This window comes from Streptomyces brasiliensis (assembly GCF_014647875.1).
In the GTDB taxonomy this organism is placed as follows: Bacteria; Actinomycetota; Actinomycetes; order Streptomycetales; family Streptomycetaceae; genus Streptomyces; species Streptomyces brasiliensis.
The window spans coordinates 76,854-99,978 of sequence record NZ_BMQA01000020.1 but is presented as its reverse complement, the minus strand read 5'-3'; the positions used below and the strand labels follow the sequence as shown (position 1 = coordinate 99,978).

Here is a 23,125-nt window from a genome sequence, read left to right as displayed (position 1 = left end):
AATGCTCACGATCTCTGAAGTTGTCGAGGAAATCGGCGTACCCGTTTCGACCTTCTATCGCTGGCGACAGTTGAGGAAGGGCCCGAAGGCAATCAAGCTTCCGAACGGTGCTGTACGCATTCGCCGTTCGGAGTTGGAGCGCTGGATTGCAGCTCTGGAGGAAGCCGCGTGAACGACCGCAAGACCAGCGCAATTCCGGGCGCTCGTGAAGGCGAGCGCCCGGCCGCGCCTGAAGAGCCCACGCTTTCCACGGATGTCCGTGTGTGGAAAGTCAGCAAGATTTCCAGCAAGACGGCGCCTTACCAACTCCGTTGGGTGGTCGCTGGGAAAGTCCGTCACGCGACTTTCACGACGTCGGCCCTTGCCGACAGTCGTCGTTCGGAGCTTTGGCAAGCCATGCGTAAGGGCGAAGCCTTCGACGTGGAAACTGGGCTTCCCGAGTCGGAACTTCGGGCAGCGGCAGAGAAGAAAAACGTCAAGCCTGACCCCTCGTGGTGGGATTTCTCGCGCGAGTACATGGCCGTGCGCTGGCGCACGGCCGCGGCAAAGACGCGTGAGGGGCTGGCGGACAGCCTCGCTACCGCAGCACTCGGCATGTTGGGGGAGAGCCCTGGGGTGCCGGACCTGGAAGACGTGCGGCGCGCCGTACGGTGGGCCGTCGTTCCGGCTCACAAGGGCGAAGAGCCCCCGCCGGACCTGGAGAAGGCCTGTGCGTGGCTGGCGAGCCATTCCCTTCCCCTGTCGGCTCTCAGAGACTCCAAGGTCGTGCGAGACGTCCACTATCGGCTGTCGTTCAGGATGGACGGCAAACCGGCGGCAGCGGATACGTACAAGCGCCGTCGTCGTGGATTCAACACGGCCATGGACTATGCGATTGAGGAGGGATACCTAGACGGAAATCCGCTCGCTGGGTTGAAACGGCCTACCTCCAATGGGAGCGATGCCGTGGACCCGCGAGTACTGGTCAACGAGGTGCAGGGGCGGCAACTCCTCACGGCCGTCTCGTATGTCGGCTCGGTGCATCGGAACAGGGGGCGGCGCCTTGTGGCGTTCTTCGCCTGCATCCTGTACGCAGCGATGCGTCCGGCGGAAGTAGTCGGGCTCAGGCTGTCTGACTGCCATCTCCCTGAAAAGGGATGGGGAACCCTCACTCTCTGGGAGACGCGTCCTATCTCCGGAAAGAAGTGGACTGACTCGGGTGAGCGGCACGATAAGCGGGGACTGAAGTCACGCGAGCCAGGCACGGACAGGCCGGTGCCGATTCCGCCCGTGCTGGTGGCGATGCTCCGTGCGCACTTGAAGGAGTTCGGCACCGCCAAAGACGGGCGGCTCTTCCCCAACGAACGGGGGGACTTGCTCGGCACCTCCAGTTACTGGCGGGTCTGGCAGGAAGCCAGACCGCTGGCGCTTCCGCCGGACAAGGTGGACTCGCCCTTGGCCCGGAAGCCCTACCACCTCCGGGCCACGTGCATCACGAACTGGCTCCGCGCAGGCCTCCCCGTAGCCGAGGTGGCCCGGCGCGCCGGCAACTCGCCGGAGGTCATCCACCGCCGCTACGCGGGCGTCATCGATGACAGCGACGAAGAGAACAACAAGAAGATCGAAAAGACCATGGGGTGGGAGCCAGGCAGCGCGTGAGCCTGCGTGTAGCTCACACGCGCCACAACCGTGCGTGAGAAGGGCGGGAGTCACGGACTCCCGCCCTTCTCTATGTCACGGTGACGATGGTGGTCGGCTGGCTCTCCTTGGGTGCCCATCGAGGTAGTGCCGATACCAGTCTGAAAGCTGTGAACTCAACCGGGCGAAGTCCGACCCCAGTTCCATTAGTTGCTCTGCCTCTATCGGATGCTGATCGATACTGCCGTTCCGCCGGTTGTTCGTCCACGCCTCGCTGTTCTCTGCTCCGATGACGCGGATGCCGTGAACGAATCTGTTTCGCTCTTTGAACGCAATGCGGCACTTACCGGAGATCTCAGTCATCTCTTGAGCGGCTTCGTCAGACACTGCGCCGACGTCGATGATCCGCTTGATGGCGTCAAGCAGGCTTGAAGCCTGCATGCCTGCCGTCACCAGTATCGCGTGCTGTCCCCCAACCAGCCGACGAACCGCCTGGTGCAGAAAGAACTCCAGGGTCGCCGCTTGGCGGACCATGAAGCCAAGCGCAAGATCAAGCTCCCGCTGTTCCGGCCTCACTTGCCACTGGCGGCGATGTGCCTCAATGTCCTTGCGTTCTGCCATGGAGGGGAGTTTGGCCTACTCCAGTGCCTCACGGCATCGAATATCCGAACCGCATCCACTCCAGCTGCCTGCCGACGCGGTCGACGGGACGGTCAGCTGAGCCATAGCCCGGCGTGCCGGCGGATCGCCGGAGGTCGTCCACCGTCGCTACGAGGGTGTCATGGACGGCAGGGTAAGAGCTCGTAACACGATCATGGGCGGGCCTTCTTGAGGCGTCTCCAGCAGATGAGACTGCAGACACAGCCGGTCCGCCATTGGCCGCGGACCCGGCGACTTCTCCGGCCAGGGCGGCAGCAGCGGCTCGATCAGCGCACACAAGTCGTCGTCCACGATCCACGGCCGGGTGCTCACATCCTCCCGAACGGCGGAATCGTCACATCGGTCACGCCGGGCCAGGGCACTTCAACAAGATCAAGTCACGAGCTCGTAGGACACGGTCTAATACTGCAACCGTCTTTGGCGTGACTGGCTGCCAGGCTGTTCGCCGACCTGGGCATGGATGGGGATCTTGGTGATGTCCGGGCGTAACGGGGAGGCTAGCGAGGTGCCGCGAGTACGTCCCGGAGTACGTTCTCGAGCGTGACGCGGGCCAGCTCGTGTCTCAGGGTCTCCTCGATGCCCTCGTAGACGCCCTGCATCGCCGGCTGGATGCCGTAACCCACCACGCATCCCTGGTCCGGGGTGGTGCGGTGCATTGCGAACAGCGGGCCGGGTTCCACTGCCTCGTACACGTCGAGCAGGGTCATCGACCCCAGCTCGCGCGCCAGCGACCAGCCCGCGCCCACACCCCGCCGGGACTCCACGAGCCCGGCCCTGCGCAGCTCGCCGAGCAGCCGCCTGATCACCACCGGGTTGGTGTTCGCGCTGGTCGCGATCTGCTCGGAGGTGGCGACCTCATGGCCCTGGCGCTGGTAGAGACCGATCCAGGCCAGCGCGTGGGCGGCAATGGTCAACCTGCTGTTGGCACTCATGAATCCCTCCTCTCGGCCGCAACGCTTCATGTTACGACAGCGCAGTCGTAACAACGAAGGTTGCAACAAGCTGTCGTAACAATTAGCGTTGCGACTGCCTGAAGGGTCAATCAACGAGGTGAGAAGAATGAGCAAGGCACTCACGGGCAAGGTCGCCCTGGTCACCGGGGGGTCGCGCGGACTGGGAGCCGCGACCGTACGACTGCTGGCCGAGCAGGGCGCCGACGTCGCCTTCACTTATGTCAGCTCCGAGAAGCAGGCGCAGGCTGTCGTCGACGAGGTGCGCGGCAAGGGAGCGAAGGCCGTCGCCTTCAAGTCCGACCAGGCGGACACGAGTCAGGCGCCGGCGCTGATTGACGACGTGGTGGCGCACTTCGGCGGCCTGGACATCCTCGTCAACAACGCGGCGATCTCCGCGGCTGGCACAGTGGACGACCCGGACGCCGACACCGCCGCACTGGACCGGATGCACGCCACCAACTACCTCGGCGTGATCGCCATCATCCGGGCCGCCTCCCGAGTGCTGCGCGCGGGCGGCCGCATCATCACGGTGAGTTCCGGACTGGGCTCCCGGGTCGGTACCCCGGGGGCTGCCGACTACGCGGCGACCAAGGCAGGGGTCACGAGGTACACCCTGGGGGCCGCACGGGACCTCGGGCCCCGGGACATCACGGCCAACGTCGTGGAGGCCGGACTGATGGTGGACGGCGGCATGGCAACTGCGACGCCCCCGGAGACCCTCAAGGTCCTGCTCAGCAACCTGTCCCTGCAACGCCTGGGTCACCCCGAAGAAATCGCCGCGGCGATCGCCTTTCTGGCGAGCCCCGCCGCGTCGTACGTGACGGGCGCGGTGCTGGACGCCCACGGTGGCTACAACGCCTGAACCGGACACCCCTGCCGCGCGCCCCGAAGGAAATCCCGTCTTCGGGGCGCGCACCGCCAACGACCCGCGCGTGCGTGGACACGCCTCAAGAGCCCGGATCGTGATCGTGTTACGAGCTCTAAGGGGGCGACAGAAGATCGAAAGACGACGGGGCACGGAGTCAGACGGCGTGTGAGCCTGCGTGTGGCTCACACGCCCCTCACACGCGAACCGTGAGAGAGAGTGAGAAAGGGCGGGAGTCAGTGAGACTGACTCCCGCCCTTTTCTGTCGGCATCCGCCCTGGTCAGACGAGGATTTTGGGTCTCTGACCGGCGAGTGCCCCCGGCAGGATTCGAACCTGCGCACACGGCTCCGGAGGCCGTTGCTCTATCCCCTGAGCTACGGGGGCGTGTCCGACGCGTAGTGCTTGCTCGCGGCGACGGGTAGAACACTACCAGCTCTGCTGGTGTGATCAGGAACTGGTTTCCGGGGAGCGGGGCGGGAGCGTCGCTCGCGTGGGTGGAAGTGGGGAAAACGCGTACGCGGTGGCTGGTGCGGACCTACTCTCGAGTTGTGCCAGGCGCGTCGGGTCGGGTGCTTGTTGTGGACGACAACAAGGTCATCCGGCAGTTGATCAGGGTCAATCTCGAGCTTGAGGGTCTCGAGGTCGTGACCGCGGCAGATGGTGCCGAGTGTCTTGATGTGGTTCATCAGGTGCGGCCCGATGTCGTGACCCTGGACGTCGTGATGCCCCGGCTCGACGGGTTGCGGACGGCCGCCAGGTTGCGTGCCGACCCTCGGACCCGTGATCTCCCTCTCGCCATCGTCAGCGCCTGTACGCAGTACGAAGTGGAGAGCGGACTCGACGCCGGTGTCGACGCCTTCCTCGCCAAGCCCTTCGAGCCTGCCGAACTCGTACGCCTCGTACGGCAGTTGATCGAGCGAGGGCAAGGGCGGGGGAGGGGGCGTCGGGGGGAGTTCGGGGACTCCGGCGATGGTGGTGCGGGTGATGGTCGTGGTGCCGGTGACCGTGCTGGCGCGGGTGATGAGGGCCGTCGTGGTCTCATCGGTGACCTTCGGGGTCCCCTTCGGTCCGATCTCGGTGGTGGTTTTCCGCACTCCCTCGGGTCCGATCTCGGCGGTGGGCTGAGTCCGGAGCTCGAGGGTGAGCTGCGCGGTGATCTCGGTCGTGACCTCCCTCACCCCCTCGGCGATGACCGTATCGGTGGTGCCGATGTGTCCGCCGAGCGTGCCGGTCCGACTCGTCTCTGAGATCCGTCGCTGATCCTCGGCGATCCTCGATCCTCGGCTTCCTCCCGGTCCGTGTGTCTTCCTCCAGTCCGTGTCCGTGTCCGTGCCTTCCGTGCCTCCCGTGGGTCCTCGGCGCGTGCCGTCATCCGTCGGCCCCGACCCCACGCCGTCCGCATTCCCGGACCGACCTCAAACCGGGTCGCATACCCACCCCCCTCCTCCCATACGCTTGTCCCGTGACCCCCGTCGAGCTCTCCCGTACCGTGCTGTCCGCGGTGCGGCGTGCTGTCGATGAGGGGGAGCTGAGCGTCACCGTGCCTGAGCGGACCGTGGTCACCGTGCCGGGGCCCGGGGGGTGTGGGGACTACGCCAGCAACATCGCCCTGCGGCTGGCCCGGGCGGCCGGGCACCCTCCCCTGCGCGTCGCCGAGATCCTCAGGGCCCACCTCGTCGAGGCCGACGGCGTCGAGGACGTCGTCGTCACCCCGCCCGGGTTCCTCAACATCAGCCTCCGCCAGGGGCTCGACACGACCGCGCTCGTCCGGGAGATCCGTGAGCGTGGCGCGGCGTACGGACACAGTGACGTCCTCGCCGGGCACGTGGTCGAGCTGCGTGTGCCGTACGAGGCCCGGGCCGAGGTCGTCGCCGACGCGCTCGTGCGGATCGTCGCCACCCAGGGCGGGCGCGTCGAGATCGACCACCGTGAGCCCGTCAACCTGCGGCCCGTGCCGGCCCCCGAGGACCCCGCCCCGCTCGGTCCCGACGCCGCCCGGTGGGCGCTGCTCCATCCTGCCTCGCACGACCGTCCCCGGATCACCGCCGACCATCTCGTCCAGCGCGAGGGCAACCCCCTCTTCCGGGTCCGGTACGCCCACGCCCGCACCCGGGCCCTCAGCCGCGGCGCCGCCCGCCTCGGCTTCACCGCCGAACCCGGCGAACTCGGCGAGCCCGTCGAACTCGTCAAGCCCATCGAACCCATCGAGTACGTCGAACCCATCGAGTACGTCGAGACCATCGAGTCCTCTCGGCCCGGCGGCCCCGGCGGCCCCGGCGGCCCCGGCGAACTCGGCGAGCCCTCCCGTCCCGGCGGCCCCGGCGACCCCGGCGACCTCCGCGACCCGATGAAGCCGCATGTCGGCCCGGGAAGAGCCGGCCTCGCCCCCGCCCACCCCGGCGTCATCCCCACCCCCTCCGCCCACGCATTCGCCACCCCCGCCGGACCCGCGTACCCCACCCCCACGCCCCGCACCCTCCTCACCGCCCTCGCCGACCACCCCCGCATCCTCACCGCGGCCGCCACCCACCGTGCCCCGGATCGGCTTGCCCGGCATCTCGTCACCGTCGCCGATGCCGCTCTGCCCTTTCTCCTCACCGTTCTGCCGCACGGCGAGGAGAAACCCTCGGCCGCCCACCGTGCCCGGCTCGCGCTCGCCGAAGCCGTCGGGACGGTGCTGGCCGGCGGCCTGTCCCTGCTCGGCATCGACGCACCCGATCACCTCTGAGAGCCACGGAGAGCACAGATGAGCCCCCGAGAGCCCAGAGAACGAGACTGAGAGTCAGAGAGCCACCGACATGAGTCGTTCAGCACACCCCGCCGGGCCCCGGCACGCCGACGTCCTGCCCGAGGGGCACTACTCCGCACCGCCCGCCGATCTCAACACCCTCGACCCCAAGGTGTGGGCCCAGACCGTCACCCGGGACGACGAGGGCGTCGTCACCGTCGGCGGGATCGACGTCAAGCGGATCGCCGAGGAGTTCGGCACGCCCACCTATGTGCTCGACGAGGCCGACTTCCGCGCCCGGGCCCGTGCCTGGCGTACCGCCTTCGGGCCCGACGCCGATGTCTTCTATGCCGGTAAGGCCTTCCTCTCCCGTGCCGTCGTGCGCTGGCTGAACGAGGAAGGGCTCAACCTCGACGTCTGCTCCGGCGGCGAGCTGGCCACCGCCCTGTCCGGCGGCATGCCCGCCGAGCGCATCGCCTTCCACGGCAACAACAAGTCCGCCGACGAGATCCGCCGCGCGGTCGAGGCCGGCGTCGGGCGCATCGTTCTCGACTCGTTCCAGGAGATCGTCCGGGTCGCGCACATCGCCCAGTCCCTGGGCAAGCGGCAGAAGGTGCAGATCCGTATCACCGTCGGCGTGGAAGCCCACACGCACGAGTTCATCGCCACCGCCCACGAGGACCAGAAGTTCGGGATCCCGCTCGCCGGCGGGCAGGCCGCCGAGGCCGTACAGCGTGCACTGCAGCTCGACGGGCTGGACGTCATCGGCATTCACAGCCACATCGGGTCGCAGATCTTCGACATGTCCGGGTTCGAGGTCGCCGCGCATCGTGTCGTAGGGCTGCTCAGGGACATCCGTGACGAGCACGGGGTCGAGCTGCCGGAGATCGACCTCGGTGGCGGGCTCGGCATCGCCTACACCAGCGACGACGACCCGCGCGAGCCGCACGAGATCGCCAAGGCGCTCACCGAGATCGTCTCGCGCGAGTGCGAGGCGGCGCGGCTGCGCACGCCCCGGATCTCCGTCGAGCCCGGGCGGGCCATCGTCGGGCCCACCGCCTTCACGCTCTACGAGGTCGGCACGATCAAGCCCCTCGACGGGCTGCGCACGTACGTCTCCGTCGACGGCGGCATGTCGGACAACATCCGCACCGCGCTGTACGACGCCGAGTACACCGTCGCGCTCGTCTCCCGTGCCTCCGACGCCGAGCCGATGCTCGCCCGTGTCGTCGGCAAGCACTGCGAGAGCGGGGACATCGTGGTCAAGGACGCCTTCCTGCCCGCCGACCTGGCACCGGGTGACCTCATCGCGGTGCCGGCCACGGGGGCGTACTGCCGGTCCATGGCCAGCAACTACAACCACGTGCTCCGGCCGCCCGTCGTCGCGGTGAACGACGAGGGAGCCCGGGTGATCGTCCGCCGCGAGACCGAGGAGGACCTCCTGCGGCTCGACGTCGGGTGACCGCAGCGGCACGAGAACCAACGGCACGACAATGAAAATGGGACCGGAAGATCTCCGGTCTTCCGGTCCCGACGAAATGAAATAGACGTCTCACGATCCGGACGAATGGTAGAAACTCCCGTCCGGTGAGTGAGACTGGTCCAACCGTCGACGGTATGAGGAAACGAGGTCGGATGATGCGTACGCGTCCGCTGAAGGTGGCGCTGCTGGGCTGTGGGGTTGTCGGCTCAGAGGTGGCGCGCATCATGACGACGCACGCCGACGACCTCGCCGCCCGGATCGGCGCCCCGATCGAGCTCGCGGGCGTGGCCGTACGGCGGCCCTCCAAGGTCCGTGAGGGCATTCCGGCCGAGCTGATCACCACCGACGCCACCGCCCTCGTCAAACGCGGCGACATCGATGTGGTCGTGGAGGTCATCGGCGGGATCGAGCCCGCCCGTACGCTCATCACCACCGCCTTCGAGCACGGCGCCTCCGTCGTCTCCGCCAACAAGGCGCTCCTCGCCCAGGACGGCGCCGCCCTGCACGCCGCCGCCGACGAGAACGACAAGGACCTCTACTACGAGGCCGCCGTCGCCGGTGCCATCCCGCTGATCCGGCCGCTGCGCGAGTCCCTCGCCGGCGACAAGGTCAACCGGGTGCTCGGCATCGTCAACGGCACCACCAACTTCATCCTCGACAAGATGGACTCGACGGGCGCCGGGTACCAGGAGGCCCTCGACGAGGCCACCGCACTCGGGTACGCCGAGGCCGACCCGACCGCCGACGTCGAGGGCTTCGACGCCGCCGCCAAGGCCGCGATCCTCGCCGGTATCGCCTTCCACACGCGCGTGCGCCTCGACGACGTCCACCGCGAGGGCATGACCGAGGTCACCGCCGCCGACTTCGCCTCCGCCAAGGAGATGGGCTGCACCATCAAGCTGCTCGCCATCTGCGAGCGCTCCGCGGACGGCGCGTCGGTCACCGCGCGCGTGCATCCCGCGATGATTCCGCTGTCCCACCCGCTCGCCTCCGTGCGCGGCGCGTACAACGCCGTGTTCGTCGAGTCGGACGCCGCCGGGCAGCTCATGTTCTACGGCCCCGGCGCGGGCGGCGCTCCGACCGCCTCCGCCGTGCTCGGCGACCTCGTCGCCGTGTGCCGTAACCGGCTCAACGGCGCCACGGGCCCCGGTGAGTCGGCGTATGCCGCCCTGACCGTCTCGCCCATGGGCGACGTCGTCACGCGCTACCACATCAGCCTCGACGTCGCCGACAAACCGGGCGTACTCGCCCAGGTGGCGACGGTGTTCGCCGAGCACGGTGTCTCGATCGATACGGTGCGGCAGCAAGGACGGCAGGACGGGGACGGCGAGGCCTCCCTCGTCGTCGTCACCCACCGCGCGTCCGACGCGTCCCTGTCCGGGACCGTCGAGGCGCTGCGCAAGCTCGACACCGTGCGGGGTGTCGCCAGCATCATGCGGGTTGAAGGAGAGTAAGCAGCAATGACCCACCAGTGGCGCGGAATCATCGAGGAGTACCGGGACCGGCTGCCGGTATCCGACACCACGCCGGTCGTGACGCTCCGCGAGGGCGGCACGCCCCTCGTGCCCGCGCAGGTGCTCTCCGAGCGCACGGGCTGCGAGGTCCACCTGAAGGTGGAGGGCGCGAACCCGACGGGCTCCTTCAAGGACCGTGGTATGACCATGGCCATCTCCAAGGCCAAGGAGGAGGGCGCGAAGGCGGTCATCTGCGCGTCCACCGGCAACACGTCGGCCTCCGCCGCCGCTTACGCGGTGCGCGCCGGCATGGTCTCGGCCGTCCTCGTCCCGCAGGGGAAGATCGCGCTCGGCAAGATGGGCCAGGCCCTGGTGCACGGCGCGAAGATCCTCCAGGTGGACGGCAACTTCGACGACTGCCTCACCCTCGCGCGCAACCTCAGCGACAACTACCCGGTGGCGCTGGTCAATTCGGTCAACCCGGTGCGTATCGAGGGGCAGAAGACGGCCTCCTTCGAGATCGTCGACATGCTCGGTGACGCCCCCGACATCCATGTGCTGCCGGTGGGCAACGCGGGCAACATCACGGCGTACTGGCGGGGGTACCGGGAGTACGCCGCCGACGGCGTGTCCACCAAGACCCCCCGAATGTGGGGTTTCCAGGCCTCCGGCAGTGCCCCGATCGTGCGGGGCGAGGTCGTCAAGGACCCGTCGACCATCGCCACCGCCATCCGTATCGGCAACCCCGCGTCCTGGCAGTACGCGCTGGCCGCTCGGGACGAGTCGGGCGGCCTCATCGACGAGGTGACGGACCGTGAAATCCTGCGCGCCTACCGGCTGTTGGCCGCGCAGGAGGGCGTCTTCGTGGAGCCCGCCTCGGCCGCGTCCGTGGCCGGTCTGCTGAAGGCGGCGGAGCAGGGCAAGGTCGACCCCGGCCAGCGCATCGTGTGCACTGTCACCGGCAACGGCCTCAAGGACCCCGACTGGGCCGTGGCCGGCGCCCCGCAGCCGGTCACCGTACCGGTGGACGCGGCGACGGCGGCCGAGCGCCTCGGGCTGGTCTGAGCGCCCGCTCGAGCGCCGTTCGCAAGCCCCTCGAGCACGCAACCCGTGGGCTCCCCGTGGCGTCTTGACACGGGGACTCCCTACCAGGGGTGCACAGGGGGCTTGCGACACGCATCGTGCGCCTCCTGTGCGCCCTATGTCGCCACAGAACCTTCCTTCGATAGGCTGTACTGAACCCGCCCTCCGCATATGCCTTCGCAGGTGGCAGGGCGCCGCGTCGTCTCCGCGGCCCGAGGGCCTCATGTACGTCATCGAATGTCATTCGACAATCACGCAGCTCAAGGAGAGTCATCGAGCGATGGCCGGTCCAGCCTTCCGCGCCGCCGCCGTCCGGGTGCGCGTCCCCGCCACCAGCGCCAATCTCGGTCCGGGCTTCGACGCCCTCGGCCTCGCGCTGGGGCTCTACGACGACGTGGTCGTCCGGGTGGCCGACTCCGGGCTGCACATCGACATCGCGGGTGAGGGCAGCGAGACGCTCCCGCGTGACGAGAACCACCTTCTCGTACGGTCCCTGCGCACTGCCTTCGACCTGCTGGGCGGGCAGCCGCGCGGCCTCGAGATCGTCTGCGCCAACCGCATTCCGCACGGTCGTGGCCTGGGCTCCTCCTCCGCAGCCATCTGCGCCGGCATCGTCGCCGCGCGGGCGGTGACCATAGGCGGCGAGGTCAGGCTCGACGACGCGGCCCTGCTCGAGCTGGCCACCGAGATCGAGGGCCACCCCGACAACGTCGCCGCCTGTCTGCTCGGCGGCTTCACCCTCTCCTGGACGGAGGCCGGCGCCGCCCGCGCCATCAGGATGGAGCCCGCCGATTCCATCGTTCCGGTGGTTTTCGTGCCCGGAAAGCCGGTCCTCACTGAGACCGCGCGCGGCCTGCTCCCGCGCACCGTGCCGCACGTCGACGCCGCCGTCAACGCGGGCCGTGCCGCCCTGCTCGTCGAGGCCCTCACCCGGCGCCCCGAGCTGCTGCTGCCCGCCACCGAGGACCGTCTCCACCAGGAATACCGCGCGCCCGCCATGCCGGAGAGCGCCGCGCTGGTGGAGCGGCTGCGCGGGGACGGGATCCCGGCCGTCATCTCCGGCGCCGGACCCACCGTCATGGCGCTGGCCGACGCCGGCACCGCGGACAAGGTCGAGGCGCTGGCCGGCGCGGACTGGGCCGCGAACCGGCTGAGCCTCGACATGCAGGGAGCGAGCGTGCTGCCGCTTGCGACCTGACACACGGTTGCCGGATTTGGAGAGGGGGAATGTTTGTTGGATCCGATAGTGTTAACCTCAAGTCTGCACCCGACCCCACCATGGCGAGGTGCCTCGTGTCCCCGTCCGGGACAGACATTCTTCCGGGAGTCTCCCAAGCCACTCGATGTTCCGTATGTCGTACCTGGGCAGTACGCCGTACGCGGGCAATGAGCAGGCCGCTGGGCACGCTCCGGAATCGGTGCGACCACGCCACGTGACACCGGGTGCCACGGCTCACTGGTAGCGCCATCACCAGATATTTCTTCCGCCGCTTTGGCGGACCACCGCCCCGGCACGGTCCACAAGGATGGGACCGAAGCCGGACAGCACAACCGGTCGCCGAGCCAGACAGGCCGACGTCCGCTCCAGGGAAGGACCCTTCGTGAGCGACACCACCGATCTGATGGGCGCACGTGTCGAGGAGACCGCTGCCGCGCCCGCCACGGACGCCTCCGCGCCTGCCACCGGTGCCGGCTCCCGGCGGCGCCGCGGTACCGGCCTCGAGGGCATGGTGCTGGCCGAGCTGCAGCAGGTCGCATCCAGCCTCGGCATCAGGGGCACCGCGCGGATGCGCAAGAGCCAGCTGATCGAGGTCATCAAGGAGGCGCAGGCCGGAGGGGGCGCCGCCCCGGCCAAGGCCGAGACCGCCGCCGAGACCAAGCCGAAGCGCCGGGCCACCTCCCGGTCGCGCACCGGTGACGAGGCGGAGAAGAAGGCCGAGGCGAAGAGCGAGGCCGCCGCCGAGCAGGCCGTGGCCCAGCAGCAGATCGAGATCCCGGGCCAGCCGTCCCCCAAGCTCGCGGCTCCGGCCGAGCAGCAGGGCACCGGCGAGGAAGCCCAGGGCGAGCGCCGCCGTCGCCGCGCCACCGCCGAGGCGGGCAGCCCCGAGACGGTCACCGCCGATGCGAAGAGCGAGGCCGGCGCCCAGGCGCCCGCGCAGCAGCAGGGCGAGGCCAAGGCCGACGCCGGTGACGGCGAGGGCCGCGGCCGCCGCGACCGCCGTGAGCGCGGGCGGGACCGTGACCGGGACCGCCGCGGCAAGGGCGACGACCAGCAGCAGGGCCAGGGCGGTCAGCGCCAGCAGCAGAGCCAGCAGAGTGGCGGCCGCCAGGATCGCGCCCAGCGGGCCGACGAGGACGGGGACGACTTCGATGGCGGCCGTCGCGGCCGTCGGGGCCGTTACCGGGACCGCCGGGGCCGTCGTGGCCGCGACGAGATCGCCGAGCCGCAGCTGGCCGAGGACGATGTCCTGATCCCCGTCGCGGGCATCCTGGACATCCTGGACAACTACGCCTTCATCCGGACCTCCGGCTACCTGCCGGGTCCGAACGACGTGTACGTCTCCCTCGCCCAGGTCCGCAAGAACGGCCTGCGCAAGGGTGACCACGTCACCGGCGCGGTCCGTCAGCCCAAGGAAGGCGAGCGGCGTGAGAAGTTCAACGCGCTGGTCCGTCTCGACTCCGTCAACGGCATGGCGCCCGAACACGGCCGCGGCCGCCCGGAGTTCAACAAGCTGACGCCGCTGTACCCGCAGGACCGGCTCCGTCTGGAGACCGACCCGGGCGTGCTGACCACCCGCATCATCGACCTCGTGTCGCCGATCGGTAAGGGCCAGCGCGGTCTGATCGTGGCCCCGCCGAAGACCGGCAAGACCATGATCATGCAGGCGGTCGCCAACGCGATCACGCACAACAACCCCGAGTGCCACCTGATGGTCGTCCTCGTCGACGAGCGTCCGGAAGAGGTCACCGACATGCAGCGGTCGGTCAAGGGCGAGGTCATCTCCTCGACCTTCGACCGCCCGGCCGAGGACCACACCACGGTCGCCGAGCTCGCCATCGAGCGCGCCAAGCGCCTGGTGGAGCTGGGCCACGACGTCGTCGTACTGCTCGACTCGATCACGCGTCTGGGCCGTGCGTACAACCTGGCGGCGCCGGCCTCAGGCCGCATCCTGTCCGGTGGTGTCGACTCGACCGCGCTGTACCCGCCGAAGCGGTTCTTCGGCGCGGCGCGGAACATCGAGGACGGCGGTTCGCTGACCATCCTCGCCACCGCCCTGGTGGACACCGGGTCCCGCATGGACGAGGTGATCTTCGAGGAGTTCAAGGGCACCGGCAACATGGAGCTCAAGCTCGACCGGAAGCTCGCGGACAAGCGCATCTTCCCCGCGGTCGACGTGGACGCGTCCGGTACGCGTAAGGAAGAGATCCTCCTCGGCAACGAGGAACTCGCGATCGTCTGGAAGCTGCGGCGGGTGCTGCACGCGCTCGACCAGCAGCAGGCCATCGAGCTGCTGCTGGACAAGATGAAGCAGACCAAGTCGAACATCGAGTTCCTGATGCAGATCCAGAAGACCACCCCGACGCCGGGCAACGGTGACTGATCGCCGTTGAGCTTGGTCTTGTTCGTCGGCTGCGGGTGATTCGTGACTGATCGCGCCCGCGCGGCGGAGTCGAAAATCGAATACCCCCGCGCCCCCTCGGGGCGCGTCAGGGTCGGCCCTCGTCAGAAGTGTGACGGGGGCCGACCCTTTGGCGCAGATAGGTACGGGTGCAGTGTGCGCCCCGTCCAATACCTGTCTCTATGGGGGGACTTCGTTGACCACGCCTCCGTCCGGCAGCGGTCGTCACAGACGCCGGATACGTTTTGTTCTGCCGCTCGCCGCTGCCTCCGTGGCCGCGGCCGTCACCGCCGCGCTGATGACCACCTCCGCGGGCGCCGCGACCGCGCTGCCGACGCCGGCGGTCAAGCCCGTCGTCGCGCAGCCCTCTCTCGCCACGCTGGAGAAGCGGGTCGCGGGGGCCCTCGCCGGTGACGACACCGCGGGGCGGACGACCCGGAAGACGTCGCTGAGCGCGAGCACCAACACCGCCACCACCGTCGACCCGAAGATCATCGGTGGCAGTGAGACCACCATCACGTCGGCGCCGTGGATGGCCCAGCTCTGGTACTACGACGACAGGGGCACCGCCGACGAGAGCGACGACATCGGCTTCTTCTGCGGGGGTTCGGTCGTCACGCCGACGAAGATCCTCACCGCCGCGCACTGCGTCCGGGACGAGCACAACAAGGCCTACAACTGGAAGGCCAACGGCGCGATCGTCACCGGCACCGCGCAGCTGCCGACCAGCGACAGCGCCGGCAACACGGACCTGCACGGCGGCACCGTCACCGGTGTCCTGCGGCAGTGGAACCACCCGTCGTACAGCCCGACGGCGATCAACAACGACATCGCCGTCCTGACCCTGGGCGCCCCGGTCAGGGCCACGCCGATCCGGATGACGACGTCCGGCAACACCGCCTCGTACGCCGCCGGCACCAGCGCCAAGGTGTACGGCTGGGGCCGTACCAGCTCCACCAGCCAGGACATCTCCGAGACGCTGAAGACGGCCACGCTGCCGATCAACTCGGACACCGCCTGCACCAACGCCTACGGTGCCGACTTCGTCAAGGGCCACATGGTCTGCGCTGGCAAGCCCGCCACCGGCTCCGACACCGGCACCACCTCCGCCTGCAACGGCGACTCCGGTGGCCCGCTCGTGGTCGGCGGCCGGATCGTGGGTGTCGTGTCCTGGGGCGTCGAGGACTGCGTCGCCAAGGGCGCGTACAGCGTCTTCACGAAGGTCACCACGTACGTCGGCGCCGCCTACGCACAGATCGACGACGCGAACCTGAGCTACACCGACGGCAAGGCGGACCTGTGGGTGCGCGACGCCAAGACGAAGACCGGCTGGGAGAAGGACTCCAAGGCGACCTCGTTCGCCGCCCGCATCTCCTGGGGCAACTGGAACGGCGTCAACCTCGTCCTGCAGACCGACCTCAACCGGGACGGCATCCAGGACCTCGTCGTCCGTGACAGCAGCACCGGCAACGTCTACTGGATGCACTACGTGATCTCCAGCGGCTCCTGGTCCCAGACCAAGGTCTTCAGCGACTGGAAGACCCGTACCCGCATCGTCGTCCCCGGTGACGTCACCGGCGACTACCTGCCCGATCTCCTGTCCGTCGACTCCGGCGGCACGCTGTGGATCTACCCGGGCAAGGGCAACGGCACCTTCGCCGCCCGTGTGAAGGTCGGCACCGGCTGGAACCAGTACAACTCCCTGCGCGGTCACGGCGACTTCAACGGTGACGGCAAGGCCGACATGCTCGCCCGCACGAAGAGCGGCACGCTGTACCTCTACAAGGGCACCGGCAAGTCGGGCACCGGCGCGTTCTCGGCCCGGGTGAAGGTCCGCACCGGCTGGACCGGCTTCGACGCCTTCGCCGCTGTCGGTGACTTCAACGGTGACGGCAAGGCCGACTACTTCGCCCGCACGAAGAGCGGCACGCTGTACCTCTACAAGGGCAGCGGCAAGGCCACCAGTGAGATCTTCAGCACAAGGGTCAATCTCGGCACCGGCTACCAGGCGTACGACATCTGGGGCTGAAATCCCAGGTGAGCCCGGATCATCCGGAACCGATCCTGACATTCTGTGCCCGCCCGTTCACCGGGCGGGCACAGTGCGTTGTGCAACCCTTTCCCGAGTTTCGCCGTCTGACCAGGCGGAGTGACGATGGTGCGGTGACGACCGTGCCTGACCCTGACAGCAGGGGGTAACCGACCGGAACAGAACCGAGGAGCCCATGTCTGCCCAGAGCACGCCGGAGTCCGGCATACCCGAGCCCGGCACGGACGGCCAGCGTCACCGCAGGTCCGGCGGCAAGCGCCGCAAGGGTCTGGTGATCGCGGCCTGGACGGCCGCCGGCATCGTCGTCCTGGGAGGGACGGGCGTGGGGTACGTGTACTTCAAGCTCAACGGCAACATCAAGAGCATCGACATCAACCAGGCCCTCGGCGCCGACCGGCCGACGAAGGCCGACAACGGCTCCGAGAACATCCTGGTCCTCGGTTCGGACACCCGCGCCGGTGCCAACAAGTCGCTCGGCGGCGGCGCCGACGACGGCAGCGCCCGCTCCGACACGGCGATGATCGTCCACGTCTACAAGGGTCACGAGCGGGCCAGTGTGGTCTCCGTCCCGCGCGACACCCTGATCGACCGCCCCTCGTGCACCGACGCCAAGGGCACCACGTACCCGGCCGCGACCGGCGTGATGTTCAACTCCGCCTACTCCACGGGCGGTGCGGCCTGCGCGGTGAAGACCGTCGAGTCCATCACCGGCATGCGCATGGACCACTATCTCGAGGTCGACTTCACCGGCTTCCAGAAGCTGATCGACGACCTCGGCGGCGTCCCGGTCACCACGACCAAGAACATCGACGACCCGCAGAGCCACCTCAGCCTCGAGGCGGGCACCCACACCCTGAACGGCCGGCAGGCCCTCGGCCTGGTCCGTACCCGGCACGGCGTCGGCGACGGCTCCGACCTGGGCCGTATCCAGCTCCAGCAGGCGTTCGTCAAGGCGCTGCTCGACCAGGTCAAGCACGTCGGCGTGCTCAGCAACCCCAAGAAGCTGTACGACCTCGCCGACGCCGCCACCAAGGCGGTCACCACCGACTCGGACCTCGGCTCGGTCAACGCCCTGGCGGACTTCGCGAACGGCCTCAAGGGCGTCAGCTCGTCCCACATGAAGATGGTCACGATGCCGGTCCGCTACGACCCCGCGAACCCCAACCGCGTCCTGCTGTCCGAGTCCAAGGCCGACCTGATCTGGAAGGCCCTGAAGAACGACCGGCCGATACCGGCGGCGGCCACCAAGGGAACGGCCACCGGTGAAGCCAAGGGCGTGGTGAGCGCCTCTTAGGGGCACGCGGCTGGATCGATCCGCGGCTCCGCCGCGTGGGCGCGACAAGCCGCAGGAGGCCCGCACCCGCCCACGGCGAAGACCAGGCACCTCCATGGGCGGACCCGTCCCCGGCCCAGGGGAATAGATCACGGCAACCCCCGGTTTTGGGGGATGGCGCCAGTCCTGGCAGACTGGTACGTCGGCTCCGGTTCACGCATCCGCACCCCGCGGCGGCGACCCGGCGCCCTCCCGAAACCTAGGAGACACCTTGAAGCGCGACATCCACCCCGCGTACGTCGAGACGCAGGTCAGCTGCACCTGCGGCGCGTCGTTCACCACCCGTAGCACCATCGAGTCCGGCACCATCCGGGCCGAGGTCTGCTCCGAGTGCCACCCGTTCTACACGGGCAAGCAGAAGATCCTCGACACCGGTGGCCGTGTGGCCCGCTTCGAGGCCCGCTTCGGCAAGGCTGCTGCCGGCTCCAAGAAGTAGCGAGCCCCTTTTCGCCGGTCCACGGCCGCGTCCCGTCACGGGCGTGCCGGGACCGGCGTTTTTGGTCGCCCGTCTTCCCTTTCCACAGCAGTACAGGAGCCGAACATGTTCGAGGCCGTCGAGGAACTCGTCGGTGAGCACGCCGACCTGGAGAAGAAGCTCGCCGACCCGTCGGTCCACGCCGACCAGGCCAACGCGCGCAGGCTGAACAAGCGCTACGCCGAGCTCACCCCGATCGTCGCCACGTACCGCTCCTGGAAGCAGACCGGCGACGACATCGAGACCGCGCGCGAACTCGCCGCCGACGACCCGGAGTTCGCCGCCGAGGTCAAGGAGCTGGAGAAGCAGCGCGAGGAGCTGACCGAGAAGCTGCGCCTGCTGCTCGTCCCGCGCGACCCCAGCGACGACAAGGACGTCATCCTGGAGATCAAGGCGGGCGCGGGCGGCGACGAGTCGGCGCTGTTCGCCGGCGACCTGCTGCGCATGTACCTGCGCTACGCGGAGCGCGTCGGCTGGAAGACCGAGATCATCGACGCCACCGAGTCCGAGCTGGGCGGCTACAAGGACGTCCAGGTCGCGGTGAAGACCAAGGGCAACCAGACCCCCGAGCCCGGCCAGGGCGTGTGGGCCCGCCTGAAGTACGAGGGCGGCGTGCACCGCGTGCAGCGCGTGCCGGCGACCGAGTCGCAGGGCCGTATCCACACCTCGGCGGCCGGTGTTCTGGTGACCCCCGAGGCGGAGGAGGTGGACGTGGAGATCAACCCCAATGACCTCCGCATCGACGTCTACCGGTCCTCCGGTCCCGGCGGCCAGTCCGTCAACACGACCGACTCCGCGGTGCGCATCACGCACATTCCGACCGGAGTCGTCGCCTCCTGCCAGAACGAGAAGAGCCAGCTGCAGAACAAGGAGCAGGCACTGCGTATCCTGCGCTCCAGGCTGCTCGCCATGGCGCAGGAGGAGGCGGAGAGGGAGGCCGCCGACGCCCGCCGCAGCCAGGTCCGCACGGTCGACCGCTCCGAGAAGATCCGTACGTACAACTTCCCGGAGAACCGCATCTCGGACCACCGCGTCGGATTCAAGGCGTACAACCTCGACCAGGTACTGGACGGCGATCTCGACGCGGTGATCCAGGCCTGTGTCGACGCGGACTCGGCCGCCAAGCTCGCAGCCGCGTAAGGCGCGTGACGACGTACTGACACACGGAGGACCAGCGTGAACCTGCTGCTCGCGGAGGTGGCCCAAGCCACCCAGCGGCTGGCCGACGCCGGCGTGCCCTCGCCGCGCAACGACGCGGAGGAGCTCGCCGCGTTCGTGCACGGCGTGAAGCGGGGCGCGCTGCACTCCGTGAAGGACGCGGACTTCGACGCCCGCTACTGGGAGGTCATCGCCCGGCGCGAGCAGCGCGAGCCGCTGCAGCACATCACCGGGCGGGCCTACTTCCGGTACCTGGAACTCCAGGTCGGCCCGGGCGTGTTCGTGCCGCGCCCGGAGACCGAGTCGGTGGTCGGCTGGGCCATAGACGCCGTACGCGCCATGGACGTGGTCGAGCCGCTCATCGTCGACCTGTGCACCGGCTCCGGCGCCATCGCGCTCGCCCTCGCCCAGGAGGTCCCGCGCTCGCGCGTGCACGCCGTGGAGCTGTCCGAGGAAGCCCTCCAGTGGACCCGTAAGAACATGGAGGGCTCCAGGGTCGACCTGCGCCAGGGCAACGCCCTGGACGCCTTCCCGGACCTCGACGGCCAGGTCGACCTCGTCATCTGCAACCCGCCGTACATCCCGCTCACCGAGTGGGAGTACGTCGCCCCGGAGGCCCGGGACTACGACCCCGAACTCGCCCTGTTCTCGGGCGAGGACGGCCTCGACTTCATCCGGGGCCTGGAACGCACCGCGCACCGCCTGCTGCGCCCCGGCGGCGTCGTCGTGATCGAGCACGCCGACACCCAGGGCGGCCAGGTGCCGTGGATCTTCACCGAGGAGCGGGGCTGGGCCGACGCGGCCGACCATCCCGACCTCAACAACCGCCCCCGGTTCGCGACCGCCCGCAAGGCGCTGCCGTGAGCACCCCGCAGACTTCAGCCCAGCAGTACCTGTACGAGGAGGCCAGCTAGACATGGCACGGCGATACGACACCAACGACGCGACCGACCGCGCGACGGGTCTGCGTGAAGCCGCGTCGGCCGTCCGCCGGGGCGAACTCGTGGTCCTGCCGACCGACACGGTGTACGGCATCGGCGCCGACGCGTTCTCCTCGGAGGCCGTGGCGGACCTGCTGGACGCCAAGGGCCGGGGCCGCAACATGCCCACCCCCGTGCTCATCGGCTCCCCGAACACGCTGCACGGCCTCGTCACGGACTTCTCCGAGATGGCCTGGGAACTGGTCGACGCGTTCTGGCCGGGCGCCCTCACGCTCGTCGCCCGGCACCAGCCGTCCCTCCAGTGGGACCTGGGGGACACCCGTGGCACCGTCGCCGTGCGCATGCCGCTGCACCCCGTCGCCATCGAGCTGCTCACCGAGGTCGGCCCGATGGCCGTCTCCTCCGCCAACCTCACCGGCCACCCGGCGCCGGAGGACTGCGACGCCGCCCAGCAGATGCTCGGCGACTCCGTCTCCGTCTACCTCGACGGCGGCCCGACCTCGGGCAACGTGCCGTCGTCCATCGTCGACGTCACCCGCGAGGTGCCGGTGCTGCTGCGCGAGGGCGCGATCTCGCCGGACGAGCTGCGGAAGGTCGTACCCGACCTCGAGGTGGCGAATTGACGGCCCCTGACGCGGGGCGTGGCATAGGCAACGGGGAGAGTGCCGCGGAGATCACGACGACGTTCGTCGGGCTTCCGCGCGACTGTTTCCGCATCCTCCACGTCAGCACCGGCAATGTGTGCCGCTCGCCCATCACCGAGCGGCTGACCCGCCATTTCGTGACGGAGCGGCTCGGCGTGCTGGGCGGCGGGCTGATCGTGGAGAGCGCGGGCACCTGGGGCCACGAGGGCGCGCCGATGGAGGCCAACGCGGCCACCGTGCTGGGCGAGTTCGGCGCGGACGCCTCCGGCTTCACCGGGCGGGAACTGCTCGACGAGCACGTGATCATGGCCGATCTGGTGCTGACGGCGACCCGCGACCACCGCGCCCAGGTGATCTCCATGGGCCACTCGGCGGGCCTGCGCACCTTCACACTGAAGGAGTTCACCCGCCTGGTGCGGGCGATCGACCCGGCGACCCTGCCGCCCCTGGAGGACGGCGTGGTCAAGCGCGCCCGTGCCCTGGTCCGTGCGGCCGCCGCTCTACGCGGGTGGCTCCTGGCCCCGACGGCGGAGGCCGACGAGGTCTACGACCCGTACGGGGCGCCCCTGACGTTCTTCCGGTCGATCGGGGACGAGATACACGACGCGCTGGATCCCGTGGTCACAGCGCTCACCGGGGTTCCCGCGCGCATGTGACGCCGGCCGGCGGCCGCCTTGGGCCGAGCGGCCGATACCGCGGTGCCCACGGGTGTCATCGGACGGACCAACGACCGCGCACCCCACTGGTCCCGGGCCTACATTGGACGTACGTCACCGTCGACCGCCCCGGGAGCCCGCCATGTCGGTCACCCCTACCCTCGAGACCGATGTCCTGCGGCGCCAGGATCCCGAGCTGGCCGAGATCCTCCTTGCCGAGCTGGACCGGCAGTCGACCACCTTGCAGCTGATCGCCGCCGAGAACTTCACGTCACCGGCCGTCCTGGCCGCGCTCGGCTCACCCCTGGCCAACAAGTACGCCGAGGGCTATTCCGGCGCCCGCTACCACGGCGGCTGCGAGATCGTCGACGTCGCCGAGCAGGTCGCCGTGGAGCGCGCCAGAGCGCTGTTCGGCGCCGCCCACGCCAACGTGCAGTCGCACTCCGGGTCCTCCGCCGTCCTGGCCGCCTACGCAGCCCTTCTGCGCCCCGGAGACACAGTCCTGGCCCTCGGGCTGCCCTACGGCGGACACCTCACCCACGGCTCGCCCGCGAACTTCTCCGGCCGCTGGTTCGACTTCGTCGGGTACGGGGTGGACGCGGAGACCGGGCTCATCGACCACGACCAGGTGCGGACGCTGGCCCACACGCACCGGCCGAAGGCGATCGTGTGCGGCTCGATCGCCTATCCCCGGCACATCGACTACGCGTTCTTCCGCGAGGTCGCCGACGAGGTGGGCGCCTACCTCATCGCGGACGCCGCCCACCCGATCGGCCTGGTGGCGGGAGGAGCGGCGCCCAACCCGGTGCCGTACGCCGACATCGTGTGCGCGACCACGCACAAGGTGCTGCGGGGGCCGCGCGGCGGGATGCTGCTGTGCGGCGCCGAGCTGGCCGAGCGCGTCGACCGTGCGGTGTTCCCCTTCACCCAGGGCGGCGCCCAGATGAACGCCATCGCCGCGAAGGCGGTCGCGTTCGGCGAGGCGGCGACACCGGCGTTCACCGCGTACGCCCATCAGGTGGTCGCCAACGCCCGGGTCCTGGCGTCCGAACTGGCCGCCGAGGGGCTGGCCGTCACCACCGGCGGTACGGACACCCACCTCATCACCGTCGACCCGGCGCCCCTGGGCGTCGAGGGCCGTGCCGCCCGCGGCCGGCTCGCCGCCGCCGGGATGGTCCTCGACTGCTGCGCCCTGCCGTACGGCGACGCCCGCGGCCTGCGCCTGGGCACGGCCGCGCTGACCACCCAGGGCATGGGGGAGCCGGAGCTGGCCCGGATCGGCGTGCTCATGGCGGGCGTGCTGCGCGGGGACATCGACACCGCGGGGGCCCGTGACGAGGTGCGCGAGCTGGCCGGTAGATTTCCGCCGTACCCCCGCTGAGCGGGGGTAGACGCACCTCCAT

The 23,125-nt window shown here is 69.3% G+C and carries 19 protein-coding genes, 1 tRNA gene and 1 pseudogene; 18 read left to right on the top strand and 3 right to left on the bottom strand.

All coding sequences use genetic code 11. The features are described from left to right. Window position 1 precedes the first annotated feature (1 nt). Together IEZ19_RS27060 and IEZ19_RS27055 are read left to right on the top strand one after the other, a co-directional pair. Window positions 2-172: a helix-turn-helix transcriptional regulator gene (locus IEZ19_RS27060; RefSeq protein WP_037740571.1), complete on the top strand. Its 171-nt coding sequence runs from the start codon at window positions 2-4 to the stop codon at window positions 170-172. Continuing rightward, window positions 169-1,638: a tyrosine-type recombinase/integrase gene (locus IEZ19_RS27055; RefSeq protein ID WP_229840830.1), complete on the top strand. Its 1,470-nt coding sequence runs from the start codon at window positions 169-171 to the stop codon at window positions 1,636-1,638. Before IEZ19_RS27060 ends, IEZ19_RS27055 begins: the two co-directional genes overlap by 4 nt. Window positions 1,639-1,713: 75 nt before the next feature. Here the strand turns inward: IEZ19_RS27055 and IEZ19_RS27050 are convergent, their stop codons facing one another. Together IEZ19_RS27050 and IEZ19_RS27045 are read right to left on the bottom strand one after the other, a co-directional pair. Beyond that, a complete protein-coding gene (locus IEZ19_RS27050) occupies window positions 1,714-2,238 on the bottom strand; it encodes a hypothetical protein (RefSeq protein WP_189313907.1) in 525 nt (174 codons plus the stop codon). A gap of 536 nt (window positions 2,239-2,774) precedes the next feature. Beyond that, entirely contained in the window at window positions 2,775-3,209 is a 435-nt protein-coding gene (locus IEZ19_RS27045) for an Rrf2 family transcriptional regulator (protein WP_189313906.1), read from the bottom strand. Between the two features lie 127 nt (window positions 3,210-3,336). Between IEZ19_RS27045 and IEZ19_RS27040 the strand changes: the two genes are divergently transcribed. After that, window positions 3,337-4,092: an SDR family NAD(P)-dependent oxidoreductase gene (locus IEZ19_RS27040; RefSeq protein ID WP_189313905.1), complete on the top strand. Its 756-nt coding sequence runs from the start codon at window positions 3,337-3,339 to the stop codon at window positions 4,090-4,092. A 317-nt stretch (window positions 4,093-4,409) separates the two neighbouring features. Here the strand turns inward: IEZ19_RS27040 and IEZ19_RS27035 are convergent. Then, window positions 4,410-4,481: transfer RNA gene (locus IEZ19_RS27035), tRNA-Arg, on the bottom strand. Window positions 4,482-4,597: 116 nt separating this feature from the next. On the opposite strand from IEZ19_RS27035, the pseudogene IEZ19_RS27030 reads away from it, so the two are divergent. From IEZ19_RS27030 to glyA, 15 genes and pseudogenes are all read left to right on the top strand, one after another. Beyond that, a pseudogene (locus IEZ19_RS27030) lies at window positions 4,598-5,110 on the top strand (response regulator); the annotation flags it as partial. A gap of 449 nt (window positions 5,111-5,559) precedes the next feature. After that, window positions 5,560-6,825, top strand: coding sequence for an ArgS-related anticodon-binding protein NrtL (gene nrtL / locus IEZ19_RS27025; RefSeq protein WP_189313904.1), 1,266 nt, complete (start codon window positions 5,560-5,562; stop codon window positions 6,823-6,825). Between the two features lie 70 nt (window positions 6,826-6,895). Further along, window positions 6,896-8,287 carry a diaminopimelate decarboxylase gene (gene lysA / locus IEZ19_RS27020; protein WP_189313903.1) on the top strand — a complete coding sequence of 464 codons (1,392 nt, stop codon included), beginning with the start codon at window positions 6,896-6,898 and terminating at the stop codon, window positions 8,285-8,287. Window positions 8,288-8,463: 176 nt separating this feature from the next. After that, on the top strand, window positions 8,464-9,762 hold the full coding sequence (locus IEZ19_RS27015) for a homoserine dehydrogenase (RefSeq protein ID WP_189313946.1): 1,299 nt from the start codon (window positions 8,464-8,466) through the stop codon (window positions 9,760-9,762). Between the two features lie 6 nt (window positions 9,763-9,768). Continuing rightward, window positions 9,769-10,827 (top strand): threonine synthase, encoded by a 1,059-nt coding sequence (thrC, locus tag IEZ19_RS27010; RefSeq protein ID WP_189313902.1) that lies wholly within the window; start codon window positions 9,769-9,771, stop codon window positions 10,825-10,827. 298 nt (window positions 10,828-11,125) lie between these two features. Beyond that, complete coding sequence (gene thrB / locus IEZ19_RS27005) at window positions 11,126-12,043, top strand: homoserine kinase (protein WP_189313901.1); 918 nt, start codon at window positions 11,126-11,128, stop codon at window positions 12,041-12,043. Window positions 12,044-12,446: 403 nt separating this feature from the next. After that, complete coding sequence (gene rho, locus IEZ19_RS27000) at window positions 12,447-14,447, top strand: transcription termination factor Rho (protein WP_189313900.1); 2,001 nt, start codon at window positions 12,447-12,449, stop codon at window positions 14,445-14,447. A 316-nt stretch (window positions 14,448-14,763) separates the two neighbouring features. Then, a complete protein-coding gene (locus tag IEZ19_RS26995) occupies window positions 14,764-16,494 on the top strand; it encodes a trypsin-like serine protease (RefSeq protein ID WP_189313945.1) in 1,731 nt (576 codons plus the stop codon). 196 nt (window positions 16,495-16,690) lie between these two features. Then, window positions 16,691-17,809: an LCP family protein gene (locus IEZ19_RS26990; protein ID WP_189313899.1), complete on the top strand. Its 1,119-nt coding sequence runs from the start codon at window positions 16,691-16,693 to the stop codon at window positions 17,807-17,809. A 250-nt stretch (window positions 17,810-18,059) separates the two neighbouring features. Beyond that, window positions 18,060-18,284, top strand: coding sequence for a 50S ribosomal protein L31 (gene rpmE, locus IEZ19_RS26985; protein WP_014675000.1), 225 nt, complete (start codon window positions 18,060-18,062; stop codon window positions 18,282-18,284). 105 nt (window positions 18,285-18,389) lie between these two features. Then, window positions 18,390-19,463 carry a peptide chain release factor 1 gene (gene prfA, locus IEZ19_RS26980; RefSeq protein ID WP_189313898.1) on the top strand — a complete coding sequence of 358 codons (1,074 nt, stop codon included), beginning with the start codon at window positions 18,390-18,392 and terminating at the stop codon, window positions 19,461-19,463. 36 nt (window positions 19,464-19,499) lie between these two features. After that, a complete protein-coding gene (gene prmC / locus IEZ19_RS26975; RefSeq protein WP_189313897.1) occupies window positions 19,500-20,345 on the top strand; it encodes a peptide chain release factor N(5)-glutamine methyltransferase in 846 nt (281 codons plus the stop codon). A 52-nt stretch (window positions 20,346-20,397) separates the two neighbouring features. Then, window positions 20,398-21,045, top strand: coding sequence for an L-threonylcarbamoyladenylate synthase (locus IEZ19_RS26970; protein WP_189313896.1), 648 nt, complete (start codon window positions 20,398-20,400; stop codon window positions 21,043-21,045). Further along, a complete protein-coding gene (locus tag IEZ19_RS26965) occupies window positions 21,042-21,722 on the top strand; it encodes an arsenate reductase/protein-tyrosine-phosphatase family protein (RefSeq protein WP_189313895.1) in 681 nt (226 codons plus the stop codon). Before IEZ19_RS26970 ends, IEZ19_RS26965 begins: the two co-directional genes overlap by 4 nt. Window positions 21,723-21,864: 142 nt before the next feature. After that, entirely contained in the window at window positions 21,865-23,103 is a 1,239-nt protein-coding gene (glyA, locus tag IEZ19_RS26960; RefSeq protein WP_189313894.1) for a serine hydroxymethyltransferase, read from the top strand. Window positions 23,104-23,125: the final 22 nt, after the last annotated feature.